We start from the raw sequence: 25,557 nt of genomic DNA, 5'->3' as shown, positions 1-25,557 counted from the left end.
CTAGCGGCCCGAGGAGTCCCTGGTCAACCGTGCTCTACGTGCGCTCGCTGCGAACCCAGTGGCTCACGGAAAACGAAGCGACATCAGCCCCTAAGTTGGGGGGCGCTTCGCGCCTGCGCGAAGCGGGGTGTGGATAGTACGGACACGGGGCCCAAAGTTCGCAGCGCGAACTTTGGGGGCGCAGCCGGCAAAGCCGGCAAGCCTGTGGACTACCTGTTAATCCACCTGTGGACAAGTCCTGTTCCGCGCCCGGTCGCGGTGATAGTCTGCCCCCACTCCCCGCCCCGTTCGCCGCGATCCGCGCATCGCGCGGCGGGACGCTTTTCGCCGCGGTTTTCCCTGTCCGCGGTGCTGGTCGCACAAGAGACGAAGACTTCCGAACCGATGGATGCCTGGCCCCGCTGCCTCGAACGCCTCGAAGCCGAACTTCCGGCCGAGGATATCCACACCTGGCTCAAGCCCCTGCAGGCGACCCGGCGCGACGACACGACGGTGCTGTACGCGCCCAACGCGTTCGTGGTCGAACACGTGCGCGAGCGGTACCTGCCGCGCATCCGCGAGCTGCTGGCGCATTTCTCCGGCAGCGGCGAGGTGAGCCTGGAGATCGGCTCCCTGCCCCGCGTCGCGTCGCCGGTGCCGGAGGCGCTGGTCCCCGCGCCCGTGCCGCAACCGCGCAGCGTGGCGTCCGAGCCCTTCAACGGCCACCTGGACAACCACTACACCTTCGAGAACTTCGTCGAAGGCCGCAGCAACCAGCTCGGCCGCGCCGCCGCGTGGCAGGCGTCGCTCAAGCCGGGCGATCGCGCGCACAACCCGCTGCTGCTGTACGGCGGCACGGGCCTGGGCAAGACGCACCTGATGTTCGCCGCCGGCAACGCGATGCGCGCGGCGAATCCGAACATGCGCGTGCTCTACCTGCGCAGCGAGCAGTTCTTCAGCGCGATGATGAAGTCGCTGCAGGACAAGACCATGGACGCGTTCAAGCGTCAGTTCCAGCAGGTCGACGCGCTGCTGATCGACGACATCCAGTTCTTCGCCGGCAAGGACCGCACGCAGGAGGAGTTCTTCCACACCTTCAATGCGCTGTTCGACGGCAAGCAGCAGATCATCCTGACCTGCGACCGCTACCCGCGCGAGGTCGAAGGCCTGGAGCCGCGCCTTAAATCGCGCCTGGCCTGGGGCCTGAGCGTGGCGATCGAGCCGCCGGACTTCGAGACGCGCGCGCAGATCGTGCTGAGCAAGGCGCGCGAGCGCGGCGCGCACATTCCCGAGGAAGTCGCGTTCCTGCTCGCCAAGAAGATGCGCAGCAACGTGCGCGACCTGGAGGGCGCGCTCAACACGCTCGCCGCGCGTGCCAACTTCACCGGCCGCGCGATTACCGTGGAGTTCGCGCAGGAAACCCTGCGCGACCTGTTGCGCGCACAGCAGCAGGCGATCGGCATCCCGAACATCCAGAAGACCGTGGCCGACTACTACGGGCTGCAGATGAAGGACCTGCTGTCCAAGCGCCGCACGCGCTCGCTGGCGCGCCCGCGCCAGATGGCGATGGCGCTGGCCAAGGAACTGACCGAACACAGCCTGCCGGAGATCGGCGACGCGTTCGCCGGCCGCGATCACACCACGGTGCTGCACGCGTGCCGCCAGATCCGCACGCTGATGGAGACCGACGGCAAGCTGCGCGAAGACTGGGACAAGCTGATCCGCAAGCTCAGCGAGTAACGCGGAGGCGGTCGCAGCGCAAAGCGACGGCCGCCGATACATACTTATCCCCGTCCGCGCGGGGCAAGCCGTGTATGGTGCGGGCACAAGTTGTGGACAGTTTCGCCACCGGCGCGGTGCGCTAGAGTTGTCCACAGTTTGTCCGCCGGTTGCCCGACCGGTTCTACCGAAGTTTCACAAGCAAGAAAAATATTGAGAATCAAAGGCTTGAGATGGTTTTCCCGGGTTTTCGGCGACACCATCACCACCATGCTTTTGATTTATTCCACATCCTTAGTAATGGCACGGGGACGGGGTCCGCATGCGTTTTTCCCTTCAACGCGAAGTCTTTCTCAAGCCGCTCGCTCAAGTCGTCAACGTCGTCGAGCGCCGCCAGACCCTTCCGGTCCTGGCCAATCTGCTGGTGCAGGTGAAGGACGGACAGCTCTCGCTGACCGGCACCGACCTGGAAGTGGAAATGGTCTCGCGCGTTCTGGTGGATGAAGCGCAGGACGGCGAAACCACGATCCCGGCGCGCAAGCTGTTCGAGATCGTTCGTGCCCTGCCCGATGGCAGCAAGGTCACCGTCTCGCAGTCGGCGGAGAAGATCACCGTGCAGGCGGGGCGTTCGCGCTTCACCCTGTCGAGCCTGCCGGCGAACGACTTCCCGTCGATCGACGAGGTCGAAGCCAACGAGCGCGTCCGCGTACCGGAGGCTTCGCTGAAGGAGCTGATCGAGCGCACTGCCTTCGCGATGGCGCAGCAGGACGTCCGCTACTACCTCAACGGTTTGCTGTTCGACCTGCGCGAAGCCAGCCTGCGCTGCGTGGCCACCGACGGCCACCGGCTGGCGCTGTGCGAATCGCCGCTGGAGAACGGTGCACAGACCAAGCGCCAGCTGATCGTCCCACGCAAGGGCGTGCAGGAGCTGCAGCGCCTGCTGGAAGGCGGCGAGCGTGAACTGGAGCTGGAAATGGGCCGTGGCCACCTGCGGGTGAAGCGCGACGATGTGACCTTTACCAGCAAGCTGATCGATGGACGCTTCCCGGATTACGAAGCGGTGATCCCGATCGGCGCCGACCGCGAGGTGCGCATCGACCGCGAAGTGCTGCGTGCCTCTCTGCAGCGCGCGGCGATCCTGTCGAACGAGAAGTACCGTGGGGTCCGCCTGGAGGTTTCGCCGGGCCAGCTCAAGATCAGCGCGCACAACCCGGAGCAGGAAGAGGCGCAGGAGGAGGTCGAGGCCGACACCCGCGTGGACGATCTCGCGGTCGGCTTCAACGTGAACTACCTGCTGGACGCGCTGACCGCGCTGAAGGACGAGCACGTGGTGATCATGCTGCGCGATGCGAACTCCTCCGCATTGGTGCGGGAAGCGGCGAACGATCACTGCCGCCACGTGGTGATGCCGCTGCGTCTCTGACGTTCGGTTTCACGTGGAACATCGACGCCCGGCCTTGCGCCGGGCGTTTTGTTTTGGCCCCTCCGCTAAACTTGCCGCGATGCACGTCACCCGACTCGAGCTGCGCCACCTGCGCCGCTTCCAGGAACTCCGGCTCGATCCCGCCCCCGGCCTGAACCTCATCACCGGCGACAACGGCGCGGGCAAGACAACCGTGCTCGAAGCCCTGCATCTGATGGCATACGGCCGCAGCTTCCGCGGACGGGTGCGCGATGGGCTGGTGCGGGCGGGTGACAGCGGGCTCGAGGTTTTCGTCGAGTGGCAGGAGAAGGCCGGTCGCGGCAGCGAGGTCGAGCGGACGCGCAAAGCCGGTCTTCGCCACACAGGGCAGGAGTGGACTGGCAGGCTGGACGGATCGAATGTCGCCCAGCTGGGCGATCTATGTGCGGCACTGGCCGTGGTGACGTTCGAGCCGGGCAGCCACGCCCTGATCACCGGCGGCGGTGATTCCCGCCGCCGGTATCTCGATTGGGGGCTGTTTCACGTGGAACATGACTTCCTGCCGGTATGGCGCCGCTACAACCGGGCGCTGAAGCAACGGAACGCCCTGCTCAAGGCACGGGCCCGCGACGCGCAGCTGGATGCCTGGGATCGGGAGCTCGCCGAGGCGGGTGAACCGCTCAGCCGCTTCCGCGAACGTTATCTGGATCTGCTCCAGGCGCGCTTCGAGCCCCTGTTGGTCGAGCTGGCGCCCGCACTCGGCCGAAGCCGCCTGGAATACGCACCCGGGTGGCGTCGGGAGGAGCTTTCCCTATCGGACGCGCTCCTGCTGGCTCGCGACCGCGACGTGGCCGCCGGGTACACCTCGGTTGGGCCGCATCGCGCGGACTGGCGCGTCCTCTTCGGCAACCTGCCGGGACGCGAAGCCTTGTCCCGCGGCCAGTCGAAGCTCACCGCCCTCGCCGCCCTGCTCGCTCAGGCTGAGCACCACGACGAAATCCAGGGCGAGTGGCCCGTCGTGGCGCTGGACGACCTTGCATCCGAACTCGATCGCCACCATCAAGGAAGGGTGCTGGCGCGCCTGGAGGCCAGCGGTGCGCAGGTGTTCATCACGGGGACCGAGGCGCCGCCCGGGCTTCCGACGGATTTCTCCGTCCAACGGTTCCACGTGGAACATGGCGCCGTCGCACCCCGCTGAGCCGCGCGTTGCCGACTGGAAAGGCCGCTGTCCAGCGTCCGAATTCCGGCTGTTATACTCCCGGTTTGTATAGCTAATGTGTCTCGACGCGCCCGGCCCCGCCGCGACCCGCGTCGACGGAGCCTGTCGCCGAATGACCCACATCGAGCACGATCCCTCGCAAGATCCGTCCGCCGCTTCGACCCCTGCCGTTCCCCAGACCTACGACTCCAGCAAGATCACCGTGCTGCGTGGTCTGGAAGCCGTGCGCAAGCGTCCGGGCATGTACATCGGCGACGTGCACGACGGCACCGGCCTGCACCACATGGTCTTCGAGGTCGTCGACAACTCGGTCGACGAGGCCCTCGCCGGCCACGCCGACGACATCGTGGTGACGATCCACGAGGACGGCTCGGTCTCCGTGCTGGACAACGGCCGCGGCATGCCGGTCGACATCCACAAGGAGGAAGGCGTCTCCGCGGCCGAGGTGATCCTCACCGTGCTGCACGCGGGCGGCAAGTTCGACGACAACAGCTACAAGGTGTCCGGTGGCCTGCATGGCGTGGGCGTCTCGGTGGTCAACGCGCTGTCCGAGCACCTGTGGCTGGACGTGTGGCGCGACGGCTTCCACCACCACCAGGAATACGCGCTGGGCGAGCCGGTGTTCCCGCTCAAGCAGCTGGAAGCGTCGGAAAAGCGCGGCACGCGCCTGCGCTTCAAGCCCTCGGCGGCGATCTTCACCGACGTCGAGTTCCACTACGACATCCTGGCCCGCCGCCTGCGCGAGCTGTCGTTCCTCAATTCGGGCGTGAAGATCACGCTGGTTGACGAGCGCGGCGAAGGCAAGCGCGACGTCTTCCAGTACGCCGGCGGCATCCGCTCGTTCGTCGAGCACCTGGCGCAGCTGAAGAACCCGCTGCACCCGAACGTCATCGCCGTGTCCGGCGAGCAGAACGGCATCACCGTGGACGTCGCCCTGCAGTGGACCGACGCCTACCAGGAAACGATGTTCTGCTTCACCAACAACATCCCGCAGAAGGACGGCGGTACGCACCTTGCCGGCTTCCGTGCCGCGCTGACGCGCACGCTGTCCAACTACATCGAACAGAACGGCATCGCCAGGCAGGCCAAGATCAGCCTCTCGGGCGACGACATGCGCGAAGGCATGATCGCCGTGCTGTCGGTGAAGGTGCCCGACCCGAGCTTCTCCTCGCAGACCAAGGAAAAGCTGGTCAGCTCCGACGTGAAGCCGGTGGTGGAAAGCACCTTCGGTGCGCGCCTGGAAGAATTCCTGCAGGAGCACCCGCAGGAAGCCCGCGCGATCTGCGAGAAGGTCGTCGATGCCGCGCGAGCGCGCGAAGCCGCGCGCAAGGCGCGCGACCTCACCCGCCGCAAGGGCGCGCTCGACATCGCCGGCCTGCCCGGCAAACTCGCCGACTGCCAGGAAAAGGACCCGGCGCTGTCGGAGCTGTTCATCGTGGAGGGTGACTCCGCAGGCGGCTCGGCCAAGCAGGGGCGCAACCGCAAGACGCAGGCGATCCTTCCGCTCAAGGGCAAGATCCTCAACGTCGAGCGCGCGCGTTTCGACCGCATGCTCGGCAGCGCTGAAGTCGGCACGCTGATCACGGCGTTGGGCACCGGCATCGGCAAGGACGAGTACAACCCGGACAAGCTGCGCTACCACCGCATCATCCTGATGACCGACGCGGACGTCGACGGTAGCCACATCCGCACGCTGCTGCTGACGTTCTTCTACCGGCAGATGCCGGAGCTGATCGAGCGCGGCCACGTCTACATCGGCCTGCCGCCGCTGTACAAGATCAAGCAGGGCAAGAACGAGCTGTACCTCAAGGACGACGCGGCGCTCGACGCGTACCTGGCCAACAACGCCGTGGAAGGCGCCTCGCTGGTGCCGGCCGCGAACGAGCCGGCGATCGAAGGCGCGGCGCTCGAGAAACTGCTGCTCGCCTACGCCGGCGCGCGCGAAGCGATCGATCGCAACGCCCACCGCTACGATCCGAGCGTGATCGAGGCGCTGATCGACTCGATCCCGCTGGACGCCGGCGCGCTGGCCGACCACGCCGCGCTGCGTCGCGAGTTCGATGCGCTCGAGGCGCGCCTCAATCGCGGGGGGCTCGGCAAGCCGCGCTACAAGCTCGAGCTGCACGAAGGCGGTGGGCAGCCCGCGCTGCTGGTCAAGCGCGTGCACATGGGCGAGGAACTCACCCAGGTGCTGCCGCTGTCGATCTTCGAGGCCGGCGAACTGCGCGCCGTGCGCGAAGCCGCCGCGCAGTTGCACGGCCTGATCCGCGAAGGCGCGCAGATCGTGCGCGGCAGCCGCGCCCAGCCGATCACCAGCTTCGCGCAGGCGCAGGCCTGGCTGCTCGACGAAGCCAAGAAGGGCCGCCAGATCCAGCGCTTCAAGGGCCTGGGCGAAATGAACCCCGAGCAGCTGTGGGAAACCACGGTGAATCCGGAAACCCGCCGCCTGCTGCAGGTGCGGATCGAGGACGCCGTCGCGGCGGACCAGATCTTCAGCACCCTGATGGGCGACGTGGTCGAACCGCGCCGCGAGTTCATCGAGGACAACGCGCTCAAGGTCGCCAACCTCGACGTCTGAGGCCATCGCGCGGCCGGACCGGGATGCCCGTCGCGGAGCCGGCCGCCGCGCCCGTTCAGCCATTGACGAAGTGTTAATCCGGCGGGGGCTACAACCGCCAACAGCCACTTCAGGGTGTTCCCAACGATGAAACGCGCATTGCTCGGCCTCGCCGTTGCCAGCCTCGTGGTCGCCTGCGCGACCACGACCTCGCCCACCGGTCGCACCCAGTACGTCGGCGCGGTCTCGCAGGACCAGCTCAACCAGTTGGGGGCGCAGGCGTTCGCCGAAGCCAAGGCGAAGGAAACGCTCAGCACCGACGCGCGCAAGAACGGCTACGTGCGCTGCGTGGTCAACGCCATCACCCGCGAGCTTCCGCCGGGCTGGCAGACGCAGTGGGAAGTCGCGGTGTTCCAGGACGATTCACCGAACGCATTCGCCCTGCCCGGCGGCAAGATCGGCGTGAACACCGGCATCTTCACCGTCGCCAGGAACCAGGACCAGCTGGCGGCGGTGATCGCGCACGAGATCGGCCACGTGGTCTCGCGCCACCACGACGAACGCATCACCAAGCAGCAGGGCACGTCCACGCTGCTCGGCATCGGCAGCGCCATCCTCGGCAGCGCCTACGGTTCGACCGCCGGCAACGCCGCGGGCCAGATCGGCGGCGCCGCGGCCCAGACCTTCTACCTGCTGCCGAACTCGCGCACCCAGGAAACCGAGGCCGACGTCGTGGGCCAGCAGCTCGCGGCCAAGGCGGGTTTCGATCCGCGCCAGGCAGTGAATCTGTGGGAGAACATGATCGCCGCCGGCAGCAGCCGTCCGCCGCAGTGGCTGTCCACCCACCCCGATCCGCAGTCGCGCATCAATGAACTTGGCGCCCGTGCGGGCAGTCTCATGCCGACCTTCGAACAGGCCCGCGCCGCCGGCCATACGCCGAAGTGCGGTCCGTAAGACTGCAAATCCGGCACACAACCCCGTATCACAGCGCCGCGCGTTTCTGTTAGCGTGACGCCCCCCTGGCCCCGGTGCCATCGTCCCGCTCGTGCCCGCGTGCGGCAGCAGATCTGAGGTGCTCGATGAACAAGTTCTCCCTCCGCAACCGTAGCGTGCTGGCCGCGGCCATTGGCGCGGTCCTCGTATTCGGTGCGGTCAGCCAGGTGAATGCCCAGTCCGCGCAGCAGCGCGCCGAGGAGCGTCGCGCCCGCCAGTCGGAAGGCAAGCAGGCGAGCAAGCCGGCCGAGGAATACCCGGAAGCCACGCGCAAGGCCGAAGCGAAGGCGTCGTCGAAGGGCGGCCAGAAGCTGCAGAAGATGATCGGCCTGTATGACGACGACAAGGGCGCGGAGGCCCGCGCCGCCGCCGACGAGATCATCGCCAACGAAGCCTTCAACGCCTACGACCGCGCATTCGCCGCACAGATGGGCGCGCAGATCGCCTACGACGCCGACGACACCAACGCCGCCAAGAACTACCTGCGCAAGGCGATCGAACTCAACGGCCTGGACAACAACGGCCATTACGGCGCGATGTACATGCTCGCCCAGCTGCAACTGCAGGACGAGCAGTACGCCGAGTCGCTGAAGACCCTCGACACCTTCTTCGCCGAGACCAAGAGCACCAAGCCGGAGCAGCTGGTGGTCAAGGGCAACGCCCTGTACCGCATGGAGCGTTACCCGGAAGCCGCGACGGTCCTGAAGCAGGCCATCGACAGCAGCCCGAATCCGAAGCCGGAATGGCAGCAGCTGCTGATGGCGACCTACGCCGAATCCGGCAACGCCGGCGAAGCGGCGAAGATGGCCGAGGCCGTCGCCGCCAAGAACCCGAACGACAAGCGCGCCCAGCTCAACCTGGCCGCCGTCTACCAGCAGGGCGACATGCTCGACAAGTCGGCCGCGGTGCTGGAGAAGCTCCGCGCGTCCGGCCAGCTGACCGACGACAAGGAGTACCGCCAGCTCTACGCCACCTACCTGAACATGGAAGGGAAGGAGAAGGAAGCCATCTCGGTCATCAACGAGGGCATCCAGAAGGGCATCCTGAAGCCCGACTACCAGACCTACCTGGCGCAGGCGCAGGCGTACTATTTCTCTGATCAGTTCGGTCCGGCCATCGACGCCTACAAGAAGGCGGCCCCGCTGGCCCCGGATGGCGAGGCGTACCTGAACCTCGCCCGCGTGCTGTGGCAGGAAGACCGCATCCCCGAGGCCAAGGAAGCCGCCCGGCAAGCCGTCGCGAAGGGCGTCAAGAAGCCCGACGACGCGAAGAAGATTCTCGCACTGCCCGGGAAGTAATTCGGCAAAGCGAATACGCCGATTCGCGTGATTACATGGACGCGAATTGGTATATGCTAGGAGGTTCCCGCGACTCGACACTGGGTCACGGGAATCGTATCTGACGGCCCGAGGCGCCCTGGCGTCCGGAATTACCTCCCGAGCTACGGCGCATGACGCAAGACCTCGAAATTCACGCTAGAAACGACGACGACAGCGAAGGCTTGAACTGGGCACGCATTGCCGGTATCACCATCGCGATCGCCTTCCACGTCGCGGCCCTGCTCCTCCTGCTTGCTCCGATGGCGCCTCCGGCCCAGCAGCAAAAGGAAGAGGAGGTCACGTTCGTCAACCTCATCAAGCCGCCGCCGCCGCCCCCGCCGCCGCCGCCGCCGCCGCCGGAACCGCCGAAGGAGCTGAAGCCGCCGCCGAAGCTCACGCCGCCGCAGCCGACGCCGTTGCCGCCGCCGCCGGAAGAGCCGCCGATCGTGGTGGACGACCCGAGCCCGGTGGACGTGCAGGCGCCGCCGCCGAGCCCGCCGTCGCCGCCCGCACCGGCCACGACCATCGGTTCGAGCGTCGACCCGTCCTCGAAGCGTCTGAACCCGCCGCGGTATCCGCCGACTGAAGCCCGTCAAGGCATTGGTGGCACGGTCGTGCTGGTCATCACCATCGACGGCCAGGGCAACGTGCTGGACGTCTCCGTGGAGAAGTCGAGCCGCAACCGCAACCTCGACCGCGCCGCAATGGATGCTGCCCGGAAGTGGAAGTTCAACCCGGAAATGCAGAACGGTGTCGGTGTGCAGAGCCGCGTCCGCGTCCCGGTCGATTTCGTCCCGCCGACCTGATCGGGGTCACGGGATCCGTTAGCAACAAACCCGCAACACACTCCTTTTCCACGACATTTCAAAGGTAAGCGTCATGCTGCAGGAAACCACCACCGCTGCGACTGCTGGAGGCTCCAACGCCCAGGCACTTCAGCAGATGAGCTTCGCGCATCTGTTGCAGAACTTCGACTTCGTCGGCTGGGTCGTCTTCATCACTCTGGCGATCATGTCGATCCTGTCGATCTACTGGATCGTCGTGAACTTCGTGAAGAACCTGCGCCTGCGCGCCAGTTCGGACCGTGTCGTCTCCACGTTCTGGGAAACCCCGAACGCGCAGGACGCGATCCGTTTCATGGAAGAGCAGGGCCGTTTCGAACCCTTCTCGAAGATCGCCCTCGACGCCGCCCAGGCGGCTGCCCACCACCAGCGCCATGAAGGTTCGCGTCTGGTCGAGTCGCTGAACCGTTCCGAGTTCGTCGACCGCGCCCTGCGCCAGGGCGTGACCCGCGAGAGCTCGAAGCTGGAAGCCGGCCTGACCGTGCTCGCCACCGTCGGTTCGACCGCTCCGTTCGTCGGTCTGCTCGGCACCGTGTGGGGCATCTACCACGCCCTTATCCGCATCGGTGCGACCGGCCAGGCTTCGATCGACGCCGTCGCGGGCCCGGTGGGTGAAGCGCTGATCATGACCGCCATCGGTCTGTTCGTCGCGATCCCGGCGGTGCTGGCGTACAACTTCTTCACCCGCCTCAACCGCGTCACCAACAACAAGTTCGATACGTTCGCGCACGATCTGCACGACTTCTTCGCCACCGGCTCGCGCGTCGGCGAAGTGGGCGCGAAGCGCTAAGAACGCGTTGTAACAACGACACCCTCTTGCAGCAGGTTGGAGTTTCGTAATGGCCTTCAGTACTGGCGATAGCGGCGGCCCGATGGCCGAGATCAACGTCACGCCCCTCGTGGACGTGATGCTGGTGTTGCTCATCATCTTCATGATCACCGCGCCCCTGATGTCGCATAAGGTCAAGGTCGATCTTCCCGAAGCCAACCTCGACAAGCTCGATCAGACGGCACCGCCGGTGCCGCCGATCACGCTGGCCGTCGAGGACACGGGCAAGATCTACTGGAACGACGAGCTGATCACGAAGGACCTGCTCGAAAGCCGCCTGTCGATCGAAGCGCAGAAGACGCCGCAGCCGCAGATCAACGTCCGCGGCGACAAGACGACCAAGTACCGCATCGTGTCCGAAGTGGTGCAGATCGCGCAGGCCCAGGGCATGCGCAAGGTCGGCTTCGTGGCGATCAAGGAACACTGACGGAGCACACGAACATGGCATTTGCTTCCAACTCCGGTAGTGGCCCGATGGCCGACATGAACGTCACGCCCCTCGTGGACGTGATGCTCGTGCTGCTGATCATCTTCATGGTGACGGCGCCGACCCTGTCGTATCCGATCGACGTGAACCTGCCCCAGAAGTCGTTGAACCCCCCGCCGCAGACGAAGACGCCGCCGCCGCCGATCAGGCTGCGCATCGACGCCTCCGGCCAGGTGTATTGGAATGATGCGCCGCAGCCCCTTTCGGCGATCCAGAACATGATGGAAGTCGAGGTCAACCGCGACCCGACCAACCAGCCCATGCTCGAGGTCGACACGAGCCCGGACGCCGATTACGGCATCCTGGCCAAGGTGCTGGCGCATGCGAAGAATGCCAATATGGAAAAGATTGGCTTTGTTCAGAACAATTGATTGACGCTTACCTGTCGTGAAAACGCCGCCTCCGGGCGGCGTTTTCTTTTGTGGCGCCGACGAGAGCCGATGTAGGCGAGAAGCCGCGGGCGCCCTCCCCTGCGACCTTGCCTGGTCCTACTTGCAGCCGCCGCCCCGCCAGGTTTAGCGTGGAACCGGGCATGGGGCCCATGGAGGTTGCACGATGGCTGCTTCCGTCTTCCGCGATTCCCCTTCGTCCTCCCGCGGCGGCCACAGCGAGGTCGCCCAGATCAACATCACTCCGCTGATCGACGTGATGCTGGTCCTGCTGGTGATCTTCATGATGGCCACGCCGATGGTCACCGGCCGCATCGACACCCGTATTCCCCAACCCCATGACGGGCCCGCGTCGACCGATCCGCCTCGCCAGGTCGATCTGCAGGTGGACGGCCAAGGGCGGTTCCGACTCGATGGCATCGCGCTCGCACGGGCCGATCTGCCTCGGGCGTTGGGCGATCTTGCCCATGACGACCCACGCGCCATCGTGCGGATCAGCGCGAACGCCGACGCCGATTACCAGGACTTCGCCTGGACGCTGGCCGAAGCGCAGCGCAGCGGGATTCGCCAGATCGCCTGGCAGTGAGCCGCGTTCCGACGCCCGCCCCCTGAGGGTGGGCGTCGCTTTGCGATCGGCTCAGCGAGCGGCGTCGAGCACGCGCAGATAGGCGCGGATCGTCGCGTCGAAGCCTTCGTACAGCGCTTCGCCGACCAGCGCGTGACCGATCGACACCTCGAGCACGCCCGGCACGGCACGAAGGAACGCGCCGAGGTTTTCCTGGCTCAGATCGTGCCCGGCGTTGACGCCCAACCCGGCGTCCTGCGCGCGACGCGCGGCCTCGGCGAACTGCGCCGCCATCGCATCGCCCTGCCCCTGCGCGAACGCTTCCGCCCAGGGCCCGGTGTACAACTCGACACGATCGGCGCCGACGTGCGCCGCATGCGCGATTCCCTCGCGGCCGGCGGACGTATGCGCATCGGCGAACAGGCTTACGCGACAGCCGATGCCCTTCAGCGCTTCGACGTGCGGACGCAGGATCTCGGCATCGCGGACGAAATCGAAGCCGTGGTCGGAGGTCAGTTGTGCATCGCTGTCCGGCACCAGCGTCGCCTGCGCGGGACGCACCGCCTCGCACAGCGAGAAGAAGCCCGGATAGCCCGCGCGCGGCGGCGCGAAAGGGTTGCCTTCCAGGTTGAACTCCACGCCACGTTCGCGCGTGAGTTCGGCCAGAGCATGGACATCGTCCGCGCGGATATGGCGCGCGTCCGGCCGGGGATGCACGGTGATGCCATGGGCGCCGGCGTCGAGGCACGCGCGCGCGGCGCGCACCACGTCGGGCTCCGCGCCGCCGCGCGAATTGCGCAGCACCGCGATCTTGTTGACGTTGACGCTCAGTACGGTCATCGCGCGACGCCCTGCCCGGACGTCGCCCTGCTCAATGCGCGGTTCACTGGCACGGTTCGGAATTCTGTCTGTAGATGACCGGCTCCCAGTAGGAGCCGTCGCTGATGAAGTTGCGGCGCGCCTGGACCAGTCGCGCGCCCAGAAGATAGGTGGTGTCGGGCCGCACGTCGACCACCAGTTCCTTGTAGGGATGCTGGCGCATGTCGCGCTGCCGGAGCTGGATGTCGTTGAACTGCTCGGGATCGATCAGTTCCGCGACTTCCAGGACGTGGCGGCCCGCCGGCAGCCTGAAGGTCTTCGTGCCCGTGGGGCCGGGCAGTCGGCCGTCGATGTTCATGATCCGCGCGCGATAGAGCTCCTGGCTGCGCGGCGCGACGTCGAAGATGCTGATGCGTCCGCAGCCGGAGGCCGCGTCGGCCGCCGCAGGCGAGCCTGCCTCGGGCGGCGCCGCGATACCGGGTCCGGCGATCAGGACGAGGGACAGCAACGGAAGGCCGAGCGCGTTCATGGCGATCTCCCGGAAGCCGCGCGACCGGTGCGCGCGAATGCGATCACGCCGCCGGGGGCGGCTTCTCCGGCATGCCGATCCTAACGCTTTCCGCGGCGACCGTTCGCGGGGACGAAGCTCAGGCGCCCGGCGTCGTCGGCGGCGTGCCCGCGGCGGCGCGGCGCGCCTCGGCCTGCTCGCGCAGGCGACGCAGTTCCACCGGATCGAGGATCAGCGAGGCGTCCCGCGTCTGGCTGTCCACGCGTGCGGCGAGCAGCTTGAGCACCCACGCGAGCAGGAAGCCCAGCGCCGCCAGCAAGCTCACCATCAGCACCGCCACCGACGTCGTCTTGAACGCCACCGCCAGCGCGACCAGGGCGAGCAGCAGATACAGCCATTGCATGGGAAGCTCCGTGTGCTTGGGCGTTGGCGCCGGCAGTTTAGCGCGCGCGCCGGCGCACCATCGTCCGGTCGCCGCCCACGCGCGACCGCCCGTCAGCGAAGCGCGGCACCGGTCACAGCAGCGGTGAGACCAGCCGCGCGAGGCCCTCGGGCACGCGCGTGCTCCACAGCGGCTGCGGCCGGTCGGCGCGCACGCGCGGCGCCAGGTTGCACTCGCCCTGGATCAGCTTCGCCAGTTCGCCCGCGAGCTCCCTGTCGCGGAACATCACCGACACTTCGAAGTTGAGCCGGAAGCTGCGGTGATCGAAGTTCGCGCTGCCGACGATCGCCAGATCGTCGTCGCACAGCAGCGCCTTGCTGTGCAGCATGCGCGGGCCGTACTCGTGCACCTTCACGCCGGCCTCGAGCAGCTCGTCGAAATACGACCGCGCCGCCAGCGTGACCAGCCGGCTGTCGCAGACCTTCGGCACGAGCAGGCGCACGTCCAGTCCGCCCAGCGCCGCCGACGTCAGCGCCATGCGCGCCGCCTCGCCGGGCACGAAGTACGGCGTCACCAGCCATACGCGACGCTGCGCGGAATGGATCGCCGCCACGTGCACGCGGTGGATCGCCTCCCACGACGAGTCGGGCCCCGACACCAGCACCTGCGCGGAAATCGTCCCGCGTCGCGGTGCAGGATGGTGCACACGCAGCGGCGGCTGGCCGGTCGCGTACGCCCAGTCCTCGATGAAGACCAGCTGCAGCTCGCGGACGATGTCGCCTTCCAGGCGCAGGTGCAGGTCGCGGTAGGCGTCCTCGCGCAGGCGCTCGTCTTCCTCGTCGGTGATGTTGATGCCGCCGGTGAAGCCGATCTCGCCGTCGATCACGACGATCTTCCGGTGCGTGCGCAGGTTGAGCCACGGCCGCTTCCAGAACCATTGCAGCTTCATCGGGTGGAACCACGCCACCTCCGCGCCGGCCTCGACGAGCGGCTTCAGGAACTTCCGCTTGGTGCGCCCAGAACCCACCGCATCGAGCAGCAACCGCACCTGCACGCCGGCGCGCGCGCGTTCGACCAGCGCGTCGCGCAGCGCCGTGCCGGTGCGGTCGGGCAGGTAGATGTAGTACTCCAGGTGGACGTGGTCGCGCGCCTTGGCGATGGCCTCCAGCAGCGCGGTGTACTTGGCCGAACCGTCGACCAGCAGGTCCGCGCGCGTGGCGGTGATCGGCGGCAGGCCGGTGGTCGATTGCGCCAGGCGCGCCAGTTCGATCGCGTCCGGCGTCGGCACCAGCCCTTCCGGCGGCGGCGGCAGCGTCGAGCGGGCGCGCACGCGACGCAGGCGATGCCGGCGGATGCGCTGCGGACCGAAGAAGAAATAGATGACGAAGCCGATGTACGGCAGCGCCGCCAGGCTGATCAGCCAGCTCAGCGTCGCGACCGGCTCGCGTTTCTGCAGGACGATCCACAGGCCGAGCCACACCAGGTAGGTCAGCCAGCCGAGCGTCAGGTACAGGGCGATATTGGGGATCGAGGTGAACGCGCTCCACGCGCTGCGCAGGATGTCGGGCATGCGGGGCGGTCTCCTCCTCCGTTCAGGCGCTCGCGCGCTCGCCCGTCTCACGGGCTGCGACGGGCCGCGCGTAGGCTAAGGCGGATGGACGATGCCCGCAAAGCCCAGGCCCCGATCAAAGGTCGCGGCGCCGCCTCCCACGTCGATGGCCGCTATGCGGTGACCGTCGCGCACGGGGAGGACGACGGCTGGGGCTCGGTCTACGAGGACCTGTCCGAAGCGCCCGGCCCGCAGACCCGCGTCACCGAGGAACGCGCGCGCAGCATCGTCAGCCGCAACGACTCGCCCGATGTCGGCCACAGCGCGTCGGTGAATCCGTATCGCGGCTGCGAGCACGGCTGCGTCTACTGCTTCGCACGGCCGTCGCATGCGTACCTGGACCTCTCGCCGGGGCTTGATTTCGAAACCCGCCTGTTCGCGAAAACCAACGCCGCCGAGCTGCTGCAGAACGAGCTGGCGCGTCCGTCCTACCAGTGCGTGCCGCTGGCGCTGGGCATCAACACCGATTCCTACCAGCCGATCGAACGCCGCTACCGCGTCACGCGATCGGTGATCGAAGTGCTCAGCGCCTGCTCGCATCCCTTCAGCATCATCACCAAGAACGCGGGCGTGGTGCGCGACATCGACCTCATCGCGCCGATGGCGAAGCGCGGCCTGGCGAGCATCGCGTTCTCCGTCACCTCGCTCGACAACCGCCTGTCCGCGCGCATGGAGCCGCGCGCGTCCGCGCCGCATGCGCGGTTGAAGGCGATCCGCACGCTGGTCGATGCCGGCGTGCCGGTGGGGATCATGGTCGCGCCGGTGATTCCGATGATCAACGACCGCGAGATCGAGCACATCCTCGAAGCCTGTCGCGACCACGGCGCCACTTCCGCCGGTTACGTGCTGCTGCGGCTGCCGCACGAACTCAAGCAGGTCTGGCGCGAATGGCTGCAGCTGCACTACCCCGATCGCGCCGAGCACGTGATGAGCCTCATCCAGCAGATGCGCGGCGGCAAGGATTACGACAGCACCTTCGGTACGCGCATGCGCGGCGAAGGCCCGTTCGCGCAGCTCATCGCCCAGCGCTTCCGCAAGGCGCACGCGCGGCTGGGCTTCGGCTCTATGCCGAACCTCGACACGAGCCAGTTCGTCCCGCCGCGCAAGCCGCCCCCGCAGGGCGAGCTTTTCTGACCTGACGTTCATCCCGGAAGCAGCGGCCCGCCGAGCCACAGCCAGCGCGACATCCACGCGCTGACCAGCGCGATCATCGCCGTCAGCGGCAACCCGATGCGCAGGAAATCCGCGAAGCGGTACTGCCCGGGCCCCAGGATCAGCAGGTTGCCGTGGTGCCCGATCGGGGTGAGGAACGACGCCACCGCGCCCAGCGCCGTGCACACCACGAAGGGCGTCGGCGCCAGCCCAAGCGACTGCGCCAGTTCCACCGCGATCGGGCCGAGCAGCACCGTCGTCGCCGCGTCGGAGAGGATCTGCGTCAGCACCGCCGCGACGCCGAACATCACCAGCAGCACCGCCAATGGCGGCCATCCCGACATGACCTGCAGCAGCCCCGACGCGAGCCACTGCGCCGTGCCGGTCTGTTCCATCGCGATGCCGAGCGGGATCACGCCGGCGATCATCACGAAGATCCGCACGTCGACTTCGCGGTAGGCCTGGTCGACGTCGACGCAGCGCGCCGCGACCATCGCCACCGCGCCGAGCAGGAACGCCAGTGGCGCCGGCAGCCATTCGGTCGCGGCGGCGAGCACGGTCGCGGCGAGGATCGCCAGCGCCAACGGCGCGCGCACGCGGCGCCGCGCCTCGCCGGCGAACGGCACCAGCATCAGGAAGCCGTGGTGCGTCGCCAGTTCGGCGAAGCGCGACGGCCGGCCCCACAGCACCAGCAGATCGCCCTCGCGCAACCGCGTTTCGGTCAGGCGTGGCGATTCGTCCTCGCCACGCCGCCACAGACCGATGATCACCACGTGGAACCGCTTGGCGAAGTCCAGCTCGCGCAGCGTGCGGCCGATGAACTCCGACGCCGGCGCGATCACCGCCTGCACCAGCTGCGCCTCGCCCTCGCCGGTGGCGAGCGCGCCGTAACGCTTGATCGCCTGCAGCGCCAGCCCCGAGTCGGCGTGCAGCGACGCGAGCGCGTCGGCCGAGGCTTCCACGCGCAGGATGTCGCCGTTGATCAGCGGACTGGAAGGCGTCAGGTCGTCGCGCACCTGGCCGTCGCGCATCCAGCTCACCAGCCGGAAGCGATCGCCCAGCGATTTCTGCAGCTCCGACAATGGACGCGTGTTCCAGCGCGGTCCTTCGCCGACGACGAGTTCCGTGCGGTAGCGATCGAGCCGGAAATAGCCCGCATCGCCCAGCGCGCCGAAGCGCTTGGGCAGCAGCCATCGCGCCAGCAGCATGTAGGCGACACCGACCACGACCAGCGCCAGTCCGATCGGGGTGATCGAGAAAATGCCCAATCCCTCGCTGCCGGTGCGTTCGATCAGGTTGTCCGCCAGCAGGAAGGCCGGGGCGCTGACCAGCGTCAGCGTGGTGCCCAGCGACGCCGCGAACGACATCGGCATCAGCAGGCGCGAGGCCGACATCCCGCGCGCGCGTGCGAAACGCGTGACGATCGGCAGCATCATCGCGGTGACCATCACGTGGTGGGTGAACGACGACAGCGCCGCCACGGCGAGCATCACCACCGCGATCGCCCGGCTTTCCGTGCGTCCGGCCGCGCGTTCCACGGCCTGGCCGATGCGTTCGGTGATGCCCGTAGCGGCCAGTCCGCCGGAGATGATGAACACCGCCGCGACGATGATCGCCGGTTCGCTCGCGAAGCCCGACAGCGCCTCGCGCGCATCGAGCACGCCGGCGAGCACCATGGCCAGCAACGTGAGCATCGCCGTCACGTCCACGCGCAGGCGCTCGCTGATGAACAGATACAGCGAGCCGGCGAGGATGACCAGGAAGAGGATCTGTTGGATCTCCATGTCCCGATTGTGCGACAAGCCGCGGCGATCGCGCGCGACAGCCTGCACCGCACCGTCACGACCGGCCCCGCTACACTACCGCCGCGACAGGACTAGCTTGAGCCACTCCATCGATGAGCGATATCCCCGGTCAGGCCACGGGAATCGACCGCTTCCGTCTCGCGATGGACGCCTCCGGCGTCGGCATGGCGGTGGTCGACCTGCAGGGTCGATGGCTAGAAGTAAACCCCGCCTTCGAACGCATGTTCGGATACAGCGCGCATGACATCGTCGGTACGCCCGCCGCGGCGCTGACGCATCCGGACGACCTCGTGATGAGCCAGTCGTTCCTGCGCGGGCTGGTCGACGGCAGCATTCCCTCACTCGACGCGAGCAAGCGCTACCTGCACCGTGACGGCCACGCCGTGTGGGCGCACGTCAACGTCTCGGTGGTGCGCGATGCCGAAGGCGCGCCGCTCTACCTGCTGGTGCAGCTGCGCGACGTCACCGCGCAGCATGCCGCCGAACTCGCGCTGCGCGCCCACGCCGAAGCCGAGCATGCCGCGCGCGACACCGCCAGCAACCAGCTGCAGCTGTTCGCCGATGCGGTCGCGCACGATCTGCGCGCGCCGTTGCGGTCGATCGAGAGTTTTTCCGCCCTGCTCGCCGACCGCGCGAGCACGCGGCTGGACGAAACCGATCGCGACTACCTCGCGCGCATCCGCGCCGCCGCCGCGCGCATGAGCGGCTTGCTGAGCGCGCTCAACGACCTGGCCTACGTCACGCGCGCCGATCTCAAGCCCGCCGACGTCGACCTGAGCCTGCTGGCCGACTGGGTCGGCGCCGAGCTGCAGGACGCCGAGCCGCAGCGCCGCGCCGACATCCGCGTGCAACCCAGCCTGCACGCCTGGGGCGACGAACGCCTGCTCAAGCTGCTGCTCAGCCAGTTGATGGGCAATGCGTGGAAGTTCTCGCGCGAACGCGAGCCGATCCGCATCCAGGTCAGCGGACGTCGCGAGGGCAAGCGCCTGCAACTCGAAATCCGTGACGAGGGCATCGGATTCGACATGCGCTATGCGCACAAGCTGTTCGAGCCATTCCAGCGATTGCACGGGCCGGACCAGGGGGGAGGTCACGGCCTGGGCCTGGCGATCGTGCGGCGAATCGCCGAACGACACCACGGCAGCGTCCGCGCCGATTCCAGTCCCGAATCCGGCGCCACGTTCACCCTCGAATTGCCGGCCGAATCGGCGGCGGAGGAGAGCGCCTGATGCACAAGGAAATCCTGCTGGTCGAGGACAACCCGGACGATGTCGAGCTCACCCGCATCGCCTTCGACGAGGCCAAGATCGCCAATCGCCTGGTCGTGGTGAACGACGGTGCGGAAGCGCTCGACTACCTCTTCGCGCGCGGCAAGTACGCCGACCGCGATCCGGACGACCTTCCCTCGATCATGCTGCTGGACCTGAACCTGCCCAAGGTCGACGGCCGCGAGGTCCTCCAGGCCGTGCGCGCGAACGAGGCCACGCGCACGCTGCCGGTGGTGGTGTTGACCACGAGCGCGGAGCCGTTCGACGTGGAAGCCAGCTACGCGCTGGGCGTGAACAGCTACATCCAGAAGCCGGTGGATTTCGAGCAGTTCGTGTGGGCGGTGAAGCAGGTGGGGCTGTACTGGCTGGTGTTGAACCATCCGCGGCATGTGTGAGGGCTGCGCCGTTGGGCCTGTAACGCGCGGGAACAAAGGCAACAGCAACAGCAGGATGGATTCCAGCTTTCGCAGGAATGGCGGCATGTGTCCGGAATGACGGCGCTGCTTCTGTAGCCCGGGGTAAGCGAAGCGCACCCGGGAAGGAGAGCCGACCGCGCCCCCGCTGCGTGCCGCCTAGCCGACCTATGAAACCTGGGAAGCCCCGAACAACCGCTCCGCGCGCTGGAACAACACCCAGCTCGTCGCGATGAACTTGTCGCCGCCGCCCGGCCGGTTGCCGCGGTGCGTATGCGTGAACGCCGCCGGCGCGATCAACAGGCTGCCCGCGCGCGGCGCGATCCTGCGCCGCTGATAGAGGAACTCCGTCTCGCCCGCCTCGAATCCATCGTTGAGATAGATCGTCCACAGCAGATGCCGATGCAGCGTCTCGCCATGCGGATCGCGCGGATACAGTTCGCAATGCCAGTACGGATACCCGCCGCGATCGGCCGCATAGCGCTGCAGGTTGATCGCCCCCGGGCGCAGCACGGTCTGCACCACGGGCGTCAGCGTCGCGTCGTCCATCGCCATCAGGCGCTCCGCGGTGAGCCGATGCCGCGCGCCGTTCTCGCCCGGCACTTCCAGCATCAACGGCGCGATCAACGCGTGCGGATACCGCCGCAGGTACGCGATCAGCCCCTTGAACACCGCCGCGTTCAGCAGCGCTTCCGCATCGCGCCACGCATCGCGGCCGGTGATGGTGAGGTCGCGGCTGTCCTTCAGGTCGGGCAGCACGCCGCCGCCGATGCGACCCGGCACGGTGTCCGCGCTGGCGATGAACCGCTCGACCAGCCGCGCGCACGTGTCGCGATCGAGCGCGTCGTCGAAGACTTCGATGAAGTCGGCCGATCCTGTGTCGGCCGCATCGCGATCCTGGCTGTGCATGGCGCGCAAGGGAGGCGGGAATGCCGCATCCTCGCACGGCGCGCGCGCGATGCAAACGCGGAACGCAGCTCAGGCGATATGCATCGTGCTCGGCGAATCGGGTTCGTGCGCACGCAGGCCGTGGCGCTGCATCAGGCGGTACAGCGTCACCCGCGAAACGCCCAGCTCGCGCGCGACATCCACCAGCCGGCCGCGATTGCGATGCAGCGAACGTTCGATCGCCGCACGCGTCGCCGCATCGCGCACTTCGTCGAGCGTCGGCGGCGGCGTGGTCAACGAGCCTTCGATGTGCAGGTCGGCCGCCGTGATCAGCCGGCCTTCCGCCATCACCACCGCCTGCCGCACGCGGTTGATGAGCTCGCGCACGTTGCCGGGCCAGGTGTGGCTGTGCAACGCCTGCCGCGCGCACGGCGCGAAGCCCTTGAGCGTGCGATGGCCTTCCTGCGAATAGCGCTGCAGGGCGTACTCGGCGATGCGGTCGATGTCGCTGCCGCGTTCGCGCAGCGGCGGCTGTTGCAGCCGCAGCACGCAAAGGCGGTGGTACAGATCGGCGCGGAAGCGGCCTTCGGCGACCGCGCGATCCAGATCGTGATGCGTCGCCGAGATGATGCGCACGTCCACCGGGATCTGCTCGTGCCCGCCGAGCCGCTCGATGCTGCCCTGCTGCAGGAAGCGCAGCAATGAGGCCTGGCTTTCCAGCGGCAGGTCGCCGATCTCGTCGAGGAACAGCGTGCCGCTGTTGGCCATCTCGATGCGGCCGAGCTTGCGCTGCTGCGCGCCGGTGAACGCACCGCGCTCGTAACCGAACAGTTCCGACTGGATCAGGCTGTGCGGAATCGCGCCGCAATTGATCGCCACGAACGGATGCGCGTGACGGCGCGAGTGCCGATGCACCGCCATCGCGGCCAGTTCCTTGCCCGTGCCGGTTTCGCCGGCGATGAACACCGGCGCTTCGGTCAACGCGGCCTTGCGCAGCGTGCGGCACAGCGTGCGCATCGCGGGACTCTCGCCGATCATGCCGTCGAAGCCGGCCTCGCTCGTCGCATCGCCGCGTTCGCACGCTAGCATCGCCATGCCGTGCGCGTGGCCGATGACCGTGTTCAGCACGGTTTCCGGACACGGAAGCGTGAGGTAGTCGTAGCAGTAGTCGCGGATCAGGTCGCGCACCGGCGATTCGTCGAGCTGCCGCGCGTCGATGCCCGCGACCCAGCCGACGTTGCCTGCCGACAACGCCGAGCCGAACTCGGCCAGGTCCTGCTGGGTGAAGCCTTCGCGCAGATCGAGCAGCGCCGCGTGCGGTTTTCGCGAATCGCCGTTGAGGATGCGCAGTACGCTGCGCGCATCCGGCGCGCGGCGCAGGTTCCAGCCGAGCTGCTGCAGACCGCCGAGCGCCAGCACGCGTCCTGCCCCGCCCCTCGTCACGTAGATCAGTTCACGGGCGCCGTTCTGCGCCGCTTCGGATTCCTGCATTCCGTCCATCGACATGTCATTCCTGACGCAGTCCGAGGCAGCCGATGCTGCCACTGCGCGAAGTTACGCAGTGTATTCAACGGACCGTTCGACGATGAGCGGTCAGAAACGACGCGTCGCTCGTGCAGGCATCGCATCGGCACGCGACATGAAACGCGCCAATGGGATTCACGTTCGTGAGGGGCGGGCACTCGGAAGGAACGAGTGGAGCGGTTCCTAGCCTTCGAGGTGGTAACGCACCGCGGTTTCCACTTCGATCTTCGAGCCGAGGAACACCGGCACGCGCTGATGCAGTCCGGTCGGCTGCACTTCGAGCATGCGCTGGCGACCGGTGCTCGCCGCGCCGCCGGCCTGTTCGACCAGCAACGCCATCGGGTTGGCCTCGTACATCAGCCGCAGCTTGCCGCCCTTCGCGGCGCACTTGCTGTCGAGCGGATAGCTGAAGATACCGCCACGCGTGAGGATGCGATGCACGTCGGCGACCATCGAGGCCACCCAGCGCATGTTGAAATCCTTGCCGCGCGGGCCTTCCCTGCCGGCCAGCAGGTCGCCGACGTAACGCTGCATCGGCGCTTCCCAGAAACGCTGGTTCGACATGTTCACCGCGAACTCCCTGGTCTCCTCCGGAATGCGCATGCCGCGCGTGGTCAGCACGAAGCTGCCGATCTCGCGATCCAGCGTGAACGCGTGCGTGCCGTTGCCGACGGTGAGCACGAGCATCGTGCTCGGCCCGTACGTGCAGTAACCGGCGGCGACCTGCGCGGTGCCGGGCTGGAGGAAGTCCTCGTCCTTCGCTTGCGTCACGCCATCGGGTGCGCGCAGCACGGAGAAGATCGTGCCGACCGAGATGTTCACGTCGATGTTCGAACTGCCGTCGAGGGGATCGAACAGCAGCAGGTAGTTGCCGCGTGGATACACGTCCGGGATCGGCTGGGAGGTATCCATCTCCTCCGACGCGAGACCGGCGAGATGGCCGCCCCATGCGTTCGCTTCGAGCAGGATCTCGTTCGACAGCACGTCGAGCTTCTTCTGCGCTTCGCCCTGCACGTTGATCGACGCCTCGCCGGCCGTGCCCGCATCGCCGAGCACGCCGCCGAGCGCGCCCTTGCCGACCGCGATCGAGATCGTCTTGCACGCGCGCGCCACCACTTCGATCAGCAGGCGCAGGTCGGCGTTGATGCGGCCTGCGCGCTGTTCCTCGATCAGGTAGCGGGTGAGGGAAATCGACTGCGGGTGGTTCGTCATGGGCGGCGCCGTGTTGGAAAACGGACCGCCATTGTCGCCGATGACTACGGCGAGGGCAGCCACCATGCGCGTTCGGGCGCGGGCCCGCGCAGGTCCAGCGCTTCGCCGAAACCCGGCGTTGTTAGCGCTACACCACGTTCACGCGCGATCCGCGACACGCGTGTAAACGGTTCCTGCCAGCCGTGCAGCGCGAGGTCGAAGGTGCCGTTGTGCACCGGCATCAGCCAGCGCCCGCGCAGGTCCTGGTGCGCCTGCACGGTTTCCTCCGGCTGCATGTGCACGCCGCTCCACATCGCGTCGTAGGCGCCGCATTCGACCATGGTCAGGTCGAACGGCCCGAAGCGCTCGCCGATGTCGCGGAAGCCGTCGAAATACCCGCTGTCGCCGCTGAAGAAGATGCGCAGCCCGTCGGCCTCGATCACCCACGACGCCCACAGCGTCGGGTTCTTCGAGAACAACCCGCGCCCGGAGAAATGCTGCGCCGGCGTGGCGACCAGGCGCACGCCGCCGACGCGGGTCTCCTGCCACCAGTCCAGCTGCCGCACCTTCGACGCCTCCACGCCCCATTCGACCAGCAGGTCGCCCACGCCCAGCGGCGCGACGAAATGGCGCGTCTTCGCGGCGAGCGCGAGCACCGCCGCGCGGTCGAGGTGATCGTAATGATCGTGCGAGAGGATCACGCCTTCGATCGGCGGCAGCTGCTCCAGCGGGATTGGCGGCGCATGGAAGCGCTTCGGTCCGGCCCATTGCACGGGCGAGGCGCGTTCGGAGAACACCGGATCGGTCAGCCAGAAACCGCCGTCGAGCTTGAGCAGCATCGTCGAATGCCCCAGCCGGAACAGCGTTCCGTCCGGCGCGGCCAGCAGCTGCGCGCGCGTGAGCGGCGTGACCTGCGGCGGGGCATCGGGACGCGCATCGTCGGGCTTGTCGAACATGAAGCGCCACAGCATGCGCGGCATCTGCGCGAGCCCCGCCTGTTTCGGCGCGACCGGATTGTGGAAACCGCCATCGCGGAACTGCGGCGAATCGGCGTAGGGCGAGGTGGTGGAACAGCCGGTGAGGGAAACGGTGGTCATCAGCAGGAAGCCCAGAAGGTGGCGCGTCATGTCGCGCGGTCAGGCCAGCGGCAGCACGTGGCGCAGGCCGTCGCACTGCGCGCCCGGAACATCGAAACGCGCGCCGCCATGGCGAGGGCCGAGCCATTGCAGCTGCGCGCAGCCGAGGCGACGGGCCATCGCGCGCACTTCGTCGAACAGCGCCGCTTCGGCGTCGTCGACCCATTCATCGCGCGCGTGCAGCGTATCCAGCTGCAGGCAGTAGCCGCGCGCCCGCAGCGAGAAGCCGACCGTCGCCACCGCGTGGCCGACGGCCTCGCCGTCCACGCAGGCGAGCCACGCCCACGCACGCACGGGTGCCTCGAACAGCGCCTCGTGGAATTCGAGCAGGTCGGTCCAGGCGTGGTCGCTGCCGTCGGCCTCGCGGGCGAGGCGCAGCAGCGTGGCCGCGTCCTCGGGCCGGACCGGGCGCACGGTCACGGACGAAACGGCCGGCACGGGCATGCGGAACATCAGGGACGTGGCAGTCATGGGGGTCACCGGGGGAGGAGCCGCTACGATGCGGAGCACGGCGCGTGGGATGCAGAGCCTGAGCGCGCGCCTTTAAGAAGTTTTTAAAGCG

The 25,557-nt window shown here is 67.6% G+C and carries 24 protein-coding genes; 14 read left to right on the top strand and 10 right to left on the bottom strand.

All coding sequences use genetic code 11. The features are described from left to right. Nucleotides 1-384: 384 nt before the first annotated feature. From dnaA to I4U41_RS14740, 11 genes are all read left to right on the top strand, one after another. The gene (gene dnaA, locus I4U41_RS14790; protein ID WP_206861939.1) at nt 385-1,719 is read left to right on the top strand and encodes a chromosomal replication initiator protein DnaA; all 1,335 of its coding nucleotides are present in this window, start codon (nt 385-387) and stop codon (nt 1,717-1,719) included. A 301-nt stretch (nt 1,720-2,020) separates the two neighbouring features. Beyond that, nucleotides 2,021-3,121: a DNA polymerase III subunit beta gene (gene dnaN / locus I4U41_RS14785; RefSeq protein WP_206861938.1), complete on the top strand. Its 1,101-nt coding sequence runs from the start codon at nt 2,021-2,023 to the stop codon at nt 3,119-3,121. A 79-nt stretch (nt 3,122-3,200) separates the two neighbouring features. Continuing rightward, nucleotides 3,201-4,298: a DNA replication/repair protein RecF gene (gene recF / locus I4U41_RS14780; protein WP_206861937.1), complete on the top strand. Its 1,098-nt coding sequence runs from the start codon at nt 3,201-3,203 to the stop codon at nt 4,296-4,298. A gap of 133 nt (nt 4,299-4,431) precedes the next feature. Further along, the gene (gene gyrB / locus I4U41_RS14775) at nt 4,432-6,897 is read left to right on the top strand and encodes a DNA topoisomerase (ATP-hydrolyzing) subunit B (protein WP_206861936.1); all 2,466 of its coding nucleotides are present in this window, start codon (nt 4,432-4,434) and stop codon (nt 6,895-6,897) included. 126 nt (nt 6,898-7,023) lie between these two features. Further along, on the top strand, nt 7,024-7,830 hold the full coding sequence (locus I4U41_RS14770; protein ID WP_206861935.1) for a M48 family metallopeptidase: 807 nt from the start codon (nt 7,024-7,026) through the stop codon (nt 7,828-7,830). 125 nt (nt 7,831-7,955) lie between these two features. After that, nucleotides 7,956-9,167: a tetratricopeptide repeat protein gene (locus I4U41_RS14765; RefSeq protein ID WP_206861934.1), complete on the top strand. Its 1,212-nt coding sequence runs from the start codon at nt 7,956-7,958 to the stop codon at nt 9,165-9,167. 152 nt (nt 9,168-9,319) lie between these two features. Continuing rightward, nucleotides 9,320-9,994, top strand: a complete 675-nt coding sequence (locus I4U41_RS14760; protein ID WP_206861933.1) for an energy transducer TonB — start codon at nt 9,320-9,322, stop codon at nt 9,992-9,994. Between the two features lie 73 nt (nt 9,995-10,067). Next, on the top strand, nt 10,068-10,820 hold the full coding sequence (locus I4U41_RS14755; protein ID WP_206861932.1) for a MotA/TolQ/ExbB proton channel family protein: 753 nt from the start codon (nt 10,068-10,070) through the stop codon (nt 10,818-10,820). 49 nt (nt 10,821-10,869) lie between these two features. Continuing rightward, on the top strand, nt 10,870-11,286 hold the full coding sequence (locus tag I4U41_RS14750) for an ExbD/TolR family protein (RefSeq protein WP_206861931.1): 417 nt from the start codon (nt 10,870-10,872) through the stop codon (nt 11,284-11,286). Nucleotides 11,287-11,300: 14 nt separating this feature from the next. After that, complete coding sequence (locus tag I4U41_RS14745; protein WP_206861930.1) at nt 11,301-11,717, top strand: ExbD/TolR family protein; 417 nt, start codon at nt 11,301-11,303, stop codon at nt 11,715-11,717. 184 nt (nt 11,718-11,901) lie between these two features. After that, nucleotides 11,902-12,321: an ExbD/TolR family protein gene (locus tag I4U41_RS14740; RefSeq protein WP_206861929.1), complete on the top strand. Its 420-nt coding sequence runs from the start codon at nt 11,902-11,904 to the stop codon at nt 12,319-12,321. A gap of 51 nt (nt 12,322-12,372) precedes the next feature. Here the strand turns inward: I4U41_RS14740 and I4U41_RS14735 are convergent, their stop codons facing one another. The 4 genes from I4U41_RS14735 to cls all read right to left on the bottom strand — a co-directional run bounded on the left by I4U41_RS14735 (nt 12,373) and on the right by cls (nt 15,579). Then, a complete protein-coding gene (locus I4U41_RS14735; protein ID WP_206861928.1) occupies nt 12,373-13,140 on the bottom strand; it encodes a pyridoxine 5'-phosphate synthase in 768 nt (255 codons plus the stop codon). 43 nt (nt 13,141-13,183) lie between these two features. Beyond that, nucleotides 13,184-13,648 carry a hypothetical protein gene (locus I4U41_RS14730; RefSeq protein ID WP_206861927.1) on the bottom strand — a complete coding sequence of 155 codons (465 nt, stop codon included), beginning with the start codon at nt 13,646-13,648 and terminating at the stop codon, nt 13,184-13,186. 118 nt (nt 13,649-13,766) lie between these two features. Then, on the bottom strand, nt 13,767-14,030 hold the full coding sequence (locus tag I4U41_RS14725) for a hypothetical protein (protein WP_206861926.1): 264 nt from the start codon (nt 14,028-14,030) through the stop codon (nt 13,767-13,769). Nucleotides 14,031-14,142: 112 nt separating this feature from the next. After that, on the bottom strand, nt 14,143-15,579 hold the full coding sequence (gene cls, locus I4U41_RS14720) for a cardiolipin synthase (protein ID WP_206861925.1): 1,437 nt from the start codon (nt 15,577-15,579) through the stop codon (nt 14,143-14,145). Nucleotides 15,580-15,663: 84 nt separating this feature from the next. On the opposite strand from cls, the gene I4U41_RS14715 reads away from it, so the two are divergent. Continuing rightward, a complete protein-coding gene (locus I4U41_RS14715; protein WP_206861924.1) occupies nt 15,664-16,752 on the top strand; it encodes a PA0069 family radical SAM protein in 1,089 nt (362 codons plus the stop codon). Between the two features lie 8 nt (nt 16,753-16,760). On the opposite strand, the gene I4U41_RS14710 is transcribed toward I4U41_RS14715, so the two are convergent. Beyond that, nucleotides 16,761-18,554: an SLC13 family permease gene (locus tag I4U41_RS14710; RefSeq protein WP_206861923.1), complete on the bottom strand. Its 1,794-nt coding sequence runs from the start codon at nt 18,552-18,554 to the stop codon at nt 16,761-16,763. Between the two features lie 113 nt (nt 18,555-18,667). Here I4U41_RS14710 and I4U41_RS14705 point away from each other — a divergent pair, with 113 nt between their 5' ends. Both I4U41_RS14705 and I4U41_RS14700 read left to right on the top strand, forming a co-directional pair. Further along, a complete protein-coding gene (locus I4U41_RS14705) occupies nt 18,668-19,804 on the top strand; it encodes a sensor histidine kinase (protein WP_206861922.1) in 1,137 nt (378 codons plus the stop codon). Next, nucleotides 19,804-20,238 (top strand): response regulator, encoded by a 435-nt coding sequence (locus tag I4U41_RS14700; protein WP_206861921.1) that lies wholly within the window; start codon nt 19,804-19,806, stop codon nt 20,236-20,238. The genes I4U41_RS14705 and I4U41_RS14700 overlap by 1 nt, the downstream gene beginning before the upstream one ends. A 186-nt stretch (nt 20,239-20,424) precedes the next feature. On the opposite strand, the gene I4U41_RS14695 is transcribed toward I4U41_RS14700, so the two are convergent. The 5 genes from I4U41_RS14695 to I4U41_RS14675 form a co-directional block, all read right to left on the bottom strand. Next, nucleotides 20,425-21,165, bottom strand: a complete 741-nt coding sequence (locus I4U41_RS14695; protein WP_206861920.1) for a 2OG-Fe(II) oxygenase — start codon at nt 21,163-21,165, stop codon at nt 20,425-20,427. Between the two features lie 69 nt (nt 21,166-21,234). Continuing rightward, the gene (locus I4U41_RS14690; protein ID WP_206861919.1) at nt 21,235-22,650 is read right to left on the bottom strand and encodes a sigma-54 dependent transcriptional regulator; all 1,416 of its coding nucleotides are present in this window, start codon (nt 22,648-22,650) and stop codon (nt 21,235-21,237) included. 201 nt (nt 22,651-22,851) lie between these two features. Next, entirely contained in the window at nt 22,852-23,880 is a 1,029-nt protein-coding gene (locus I4U41_RS14685) for a class 1 fructose-bisphosphatase (protein ID WP_206861918.1), read from the bottom strand. A gap of 44 nt (nt 23,881-23,924) precedes the next feature. After that, nucleotides 23,925-24,956, bottom strand: a complete 1,032-nt coding sequence (locus I4U41_RS14680) for an MBL fold metallo-hydrolase (RefSeq protein WP_206862118.1) — start codon at nt 24,954-24,956, stop codon at nt 23,925-23,927. A gap of 39 nt (nt 24,957-24,995) precedes the next feature. Beyond that, nucleotides 24,996-25,466 (bottom strand): GNAT family N-acetyltransferase, encoded by a 471-nt coding sequence (locus tag I4U41_RS14675; protein ID WP_206861917.1) that lies wholly within the window; start codon nt 25,464-25,466, stop codon nt 24,996-24,998. Nucleotides 25,467-25,557 lie beyond the last annotated feature (91 nt).

It is taken from the genome of Lysobacter changpingensis, assembly GCF_017308985.1.
GTDB classification, from domain to species: Bacteria; Pseudomonadota; Gammaproteobacteria; order Xanthomonadales; family Xanthomonadaceae; genus Lysobacter_J; species Lysobacter_J changpingensis.
The sequence above is the reverse complement of the archived record's forward strand: the minus strand, read 5'-3'. Positions and strand labels throughout refer to the sequence as shown.

What these genes read in the sequence shown, in the direction of transcription:
- I4U41_RS14715 (WP_206861924.1), top strand. Translation starts at nt 15,664, where the DNA reads ATGGACGATGCCCGCAAAGCCCAGGCCCCGATCAAAGGTCGCGGCGCC.
- I4U41_RS14740 (WP_206861929.1), top strand. Translation starts at nt 11,902, where the DNA reads ATGGCTGCTTCCGTCTTCCGCGATTCCCCTTCGTCCTCCCGCGGCGGC.
- I4U41_RS14750 (WP_206861931.1), top strand. Translation starts at nt 10,870, where the DNA reads ATGGCCTTCAGTACTGGCGATAGCGGCGGCCCGATGGCCGAGATCAAC.
- cls (WP_206861925.1), bottom strand. Translation starts at nt 15,579, where the DNA reads ATGCCCGACATCCTGCGCAGCGCGTGGAGCGCGTTCACCTCGATCCCC.
- I4U41_RS14685 (WP_206861918.1), bottom strand. Translation starts at nt 23,880, where the DNA reads ATGACGAACCACCCGCAGTCGATTTCCCTCACCCGCTACCTGATCGAG.
- I4U41_RS14725 (WP_206861926.1), bottom strand. Translation starts at nt 14,030, where the DNA reads ATGCAATGGCTGTATCTGCTGCTCGCCCTGGTCGCGCTGGCGGTGGCG.
- I4U41_RS14735 (WP_206861928.1), bottom strand. Translation starts at nt 13,140, where the DNA reads ATGACCGTACTGAGCGTCAACGTCAACAAGATCGCGGTGCTGCGCAAT.
- I4U41_RS14680 (WP_206862118.1), bottom strand. Translation starts at nt 24,956, where the DNA reads ATGACCACCGTTTCCCTCACCGGCTGTTCCACCACCTCGCCCTACGCC.
- I4U41_RS14710 (WP_206861923.1), bottom strand. Translation starts at nt 18,554, where the DNA reads ATGGAGATCCAACAGATCCTCTTCCTGGTCATCCTCGCCGGCTCGCTG.
- I4U41_RS14675 (WP_206861917.1), bottom strand. Translation starts at nt 25,466, where the DNA reads ATGACTGCCACGTCCCTGATGTTCCGCATGCCCGTGCCGGCCGTTTCG.
- I4U41_RS14730 (WP_206861927.1), bottom strand. Translation starts at nt 13,648, where the DNA reads ATGAACGCGCTCGGCCTTCCGTTGCTGTCCCTCGTCCTGATCGCCGGA.
- I4U41_RS14770 (WP_206861935.1), top strand. Translation starts at nt 7,024, where the DNA reads ATGAAACGCGCATTGCTCGGCCTCGCCGTTGCCAGCCTCGTGGTCGCC.
- I4U41_RS14705 (WP_206861922.1), top strand. Translation starts at nt 18,668, where the DNA reads ATGAGCGATATCCCCGGTCAGGCCACGGGAATCGACCGCTTCCGTCTC.
- I4U41_RS14745 (WP_206861930.1), top strand. Translation starts at nt 11,301, where the DNA reads ATGGCATTTGCTTCCAACTCCGGTAGTGGCCCGATGGCCGACATGAAC.
- recF (WP_206861937.1), top strand. Translation starts at nt 3,201, where the DNA reads ATGCACGTCACCCGACTCGAGCTGCGCCACCTGCGCCGCTTCCAGGAA.
- gyrB (WP_206861936.1), top strand. Translation starts at nt 4,432, where the DNA reads ATGACCCACATCGAGCACGATCCCTCGCAAGATCCGTCCGCCGCTTCG.
- I4U41_RS14695 (WP_206861920.1), bottom strand. Translation starts at nt 21,165, where the DNA reads ATGCACAGCCAGGATCGCGATGCGGCCGACACAGGATCGGCCGACTTC.
- I4U41_RS14700 (WP_206861921.1), top strand. Translation starts at nt 19,804, where the DNA reads ATGCACAAGGAAATCCTGCTGGTCGAGGACAACCCGGACGATGTCGAG.
- dnaN (WP_206861938.1), top strand. Translation starts at nt 2,021, where the DNA reads ATGCGTTTTTCCCTTCAACGCGAAGTCTTTCTCAAGCCGCTCGCTCAA.
- I4U41_RS14760 (WP_206861933.1), top strand. Translation starts at nt 9,320, where the DNA reads ATGACGCAAGACCTCGAAATTCACGCTAGAAACGACGACGACAGCGAA.
- I4U41_RS14765 (WP_206861934.1), top strand. Translation starts at nt 7,956, where the DNA reads ATGAACAAGTTCTCCCTCCGCAACCGTAGCGTGCTGGCCGCGGCCATT.
- I4U41_RS14690 (WP_206861919.1), bottom strand. Translation starts at nt 22,650, where the DNA reads ATGTCGATGGACGGAATGCAGGAATCCGAAGCGGCGCAGAACGGCGCC.
- dnaA (WP_206861939.1), top strand. Translation starts at nt 385, where the DNA reads ATGGATGCCTGGCCCCGCTGCCTCGAACGCCTCGAAGCCGAACTTCCG.
- I4U41_RS14755 (WP_206861932.1), top strand. Translation starts at nt 10,068, where the DNA reads ATGCTGCAGGAAACCACCACCGCTGCGACTGCTGGAGGCTCCAACGCC.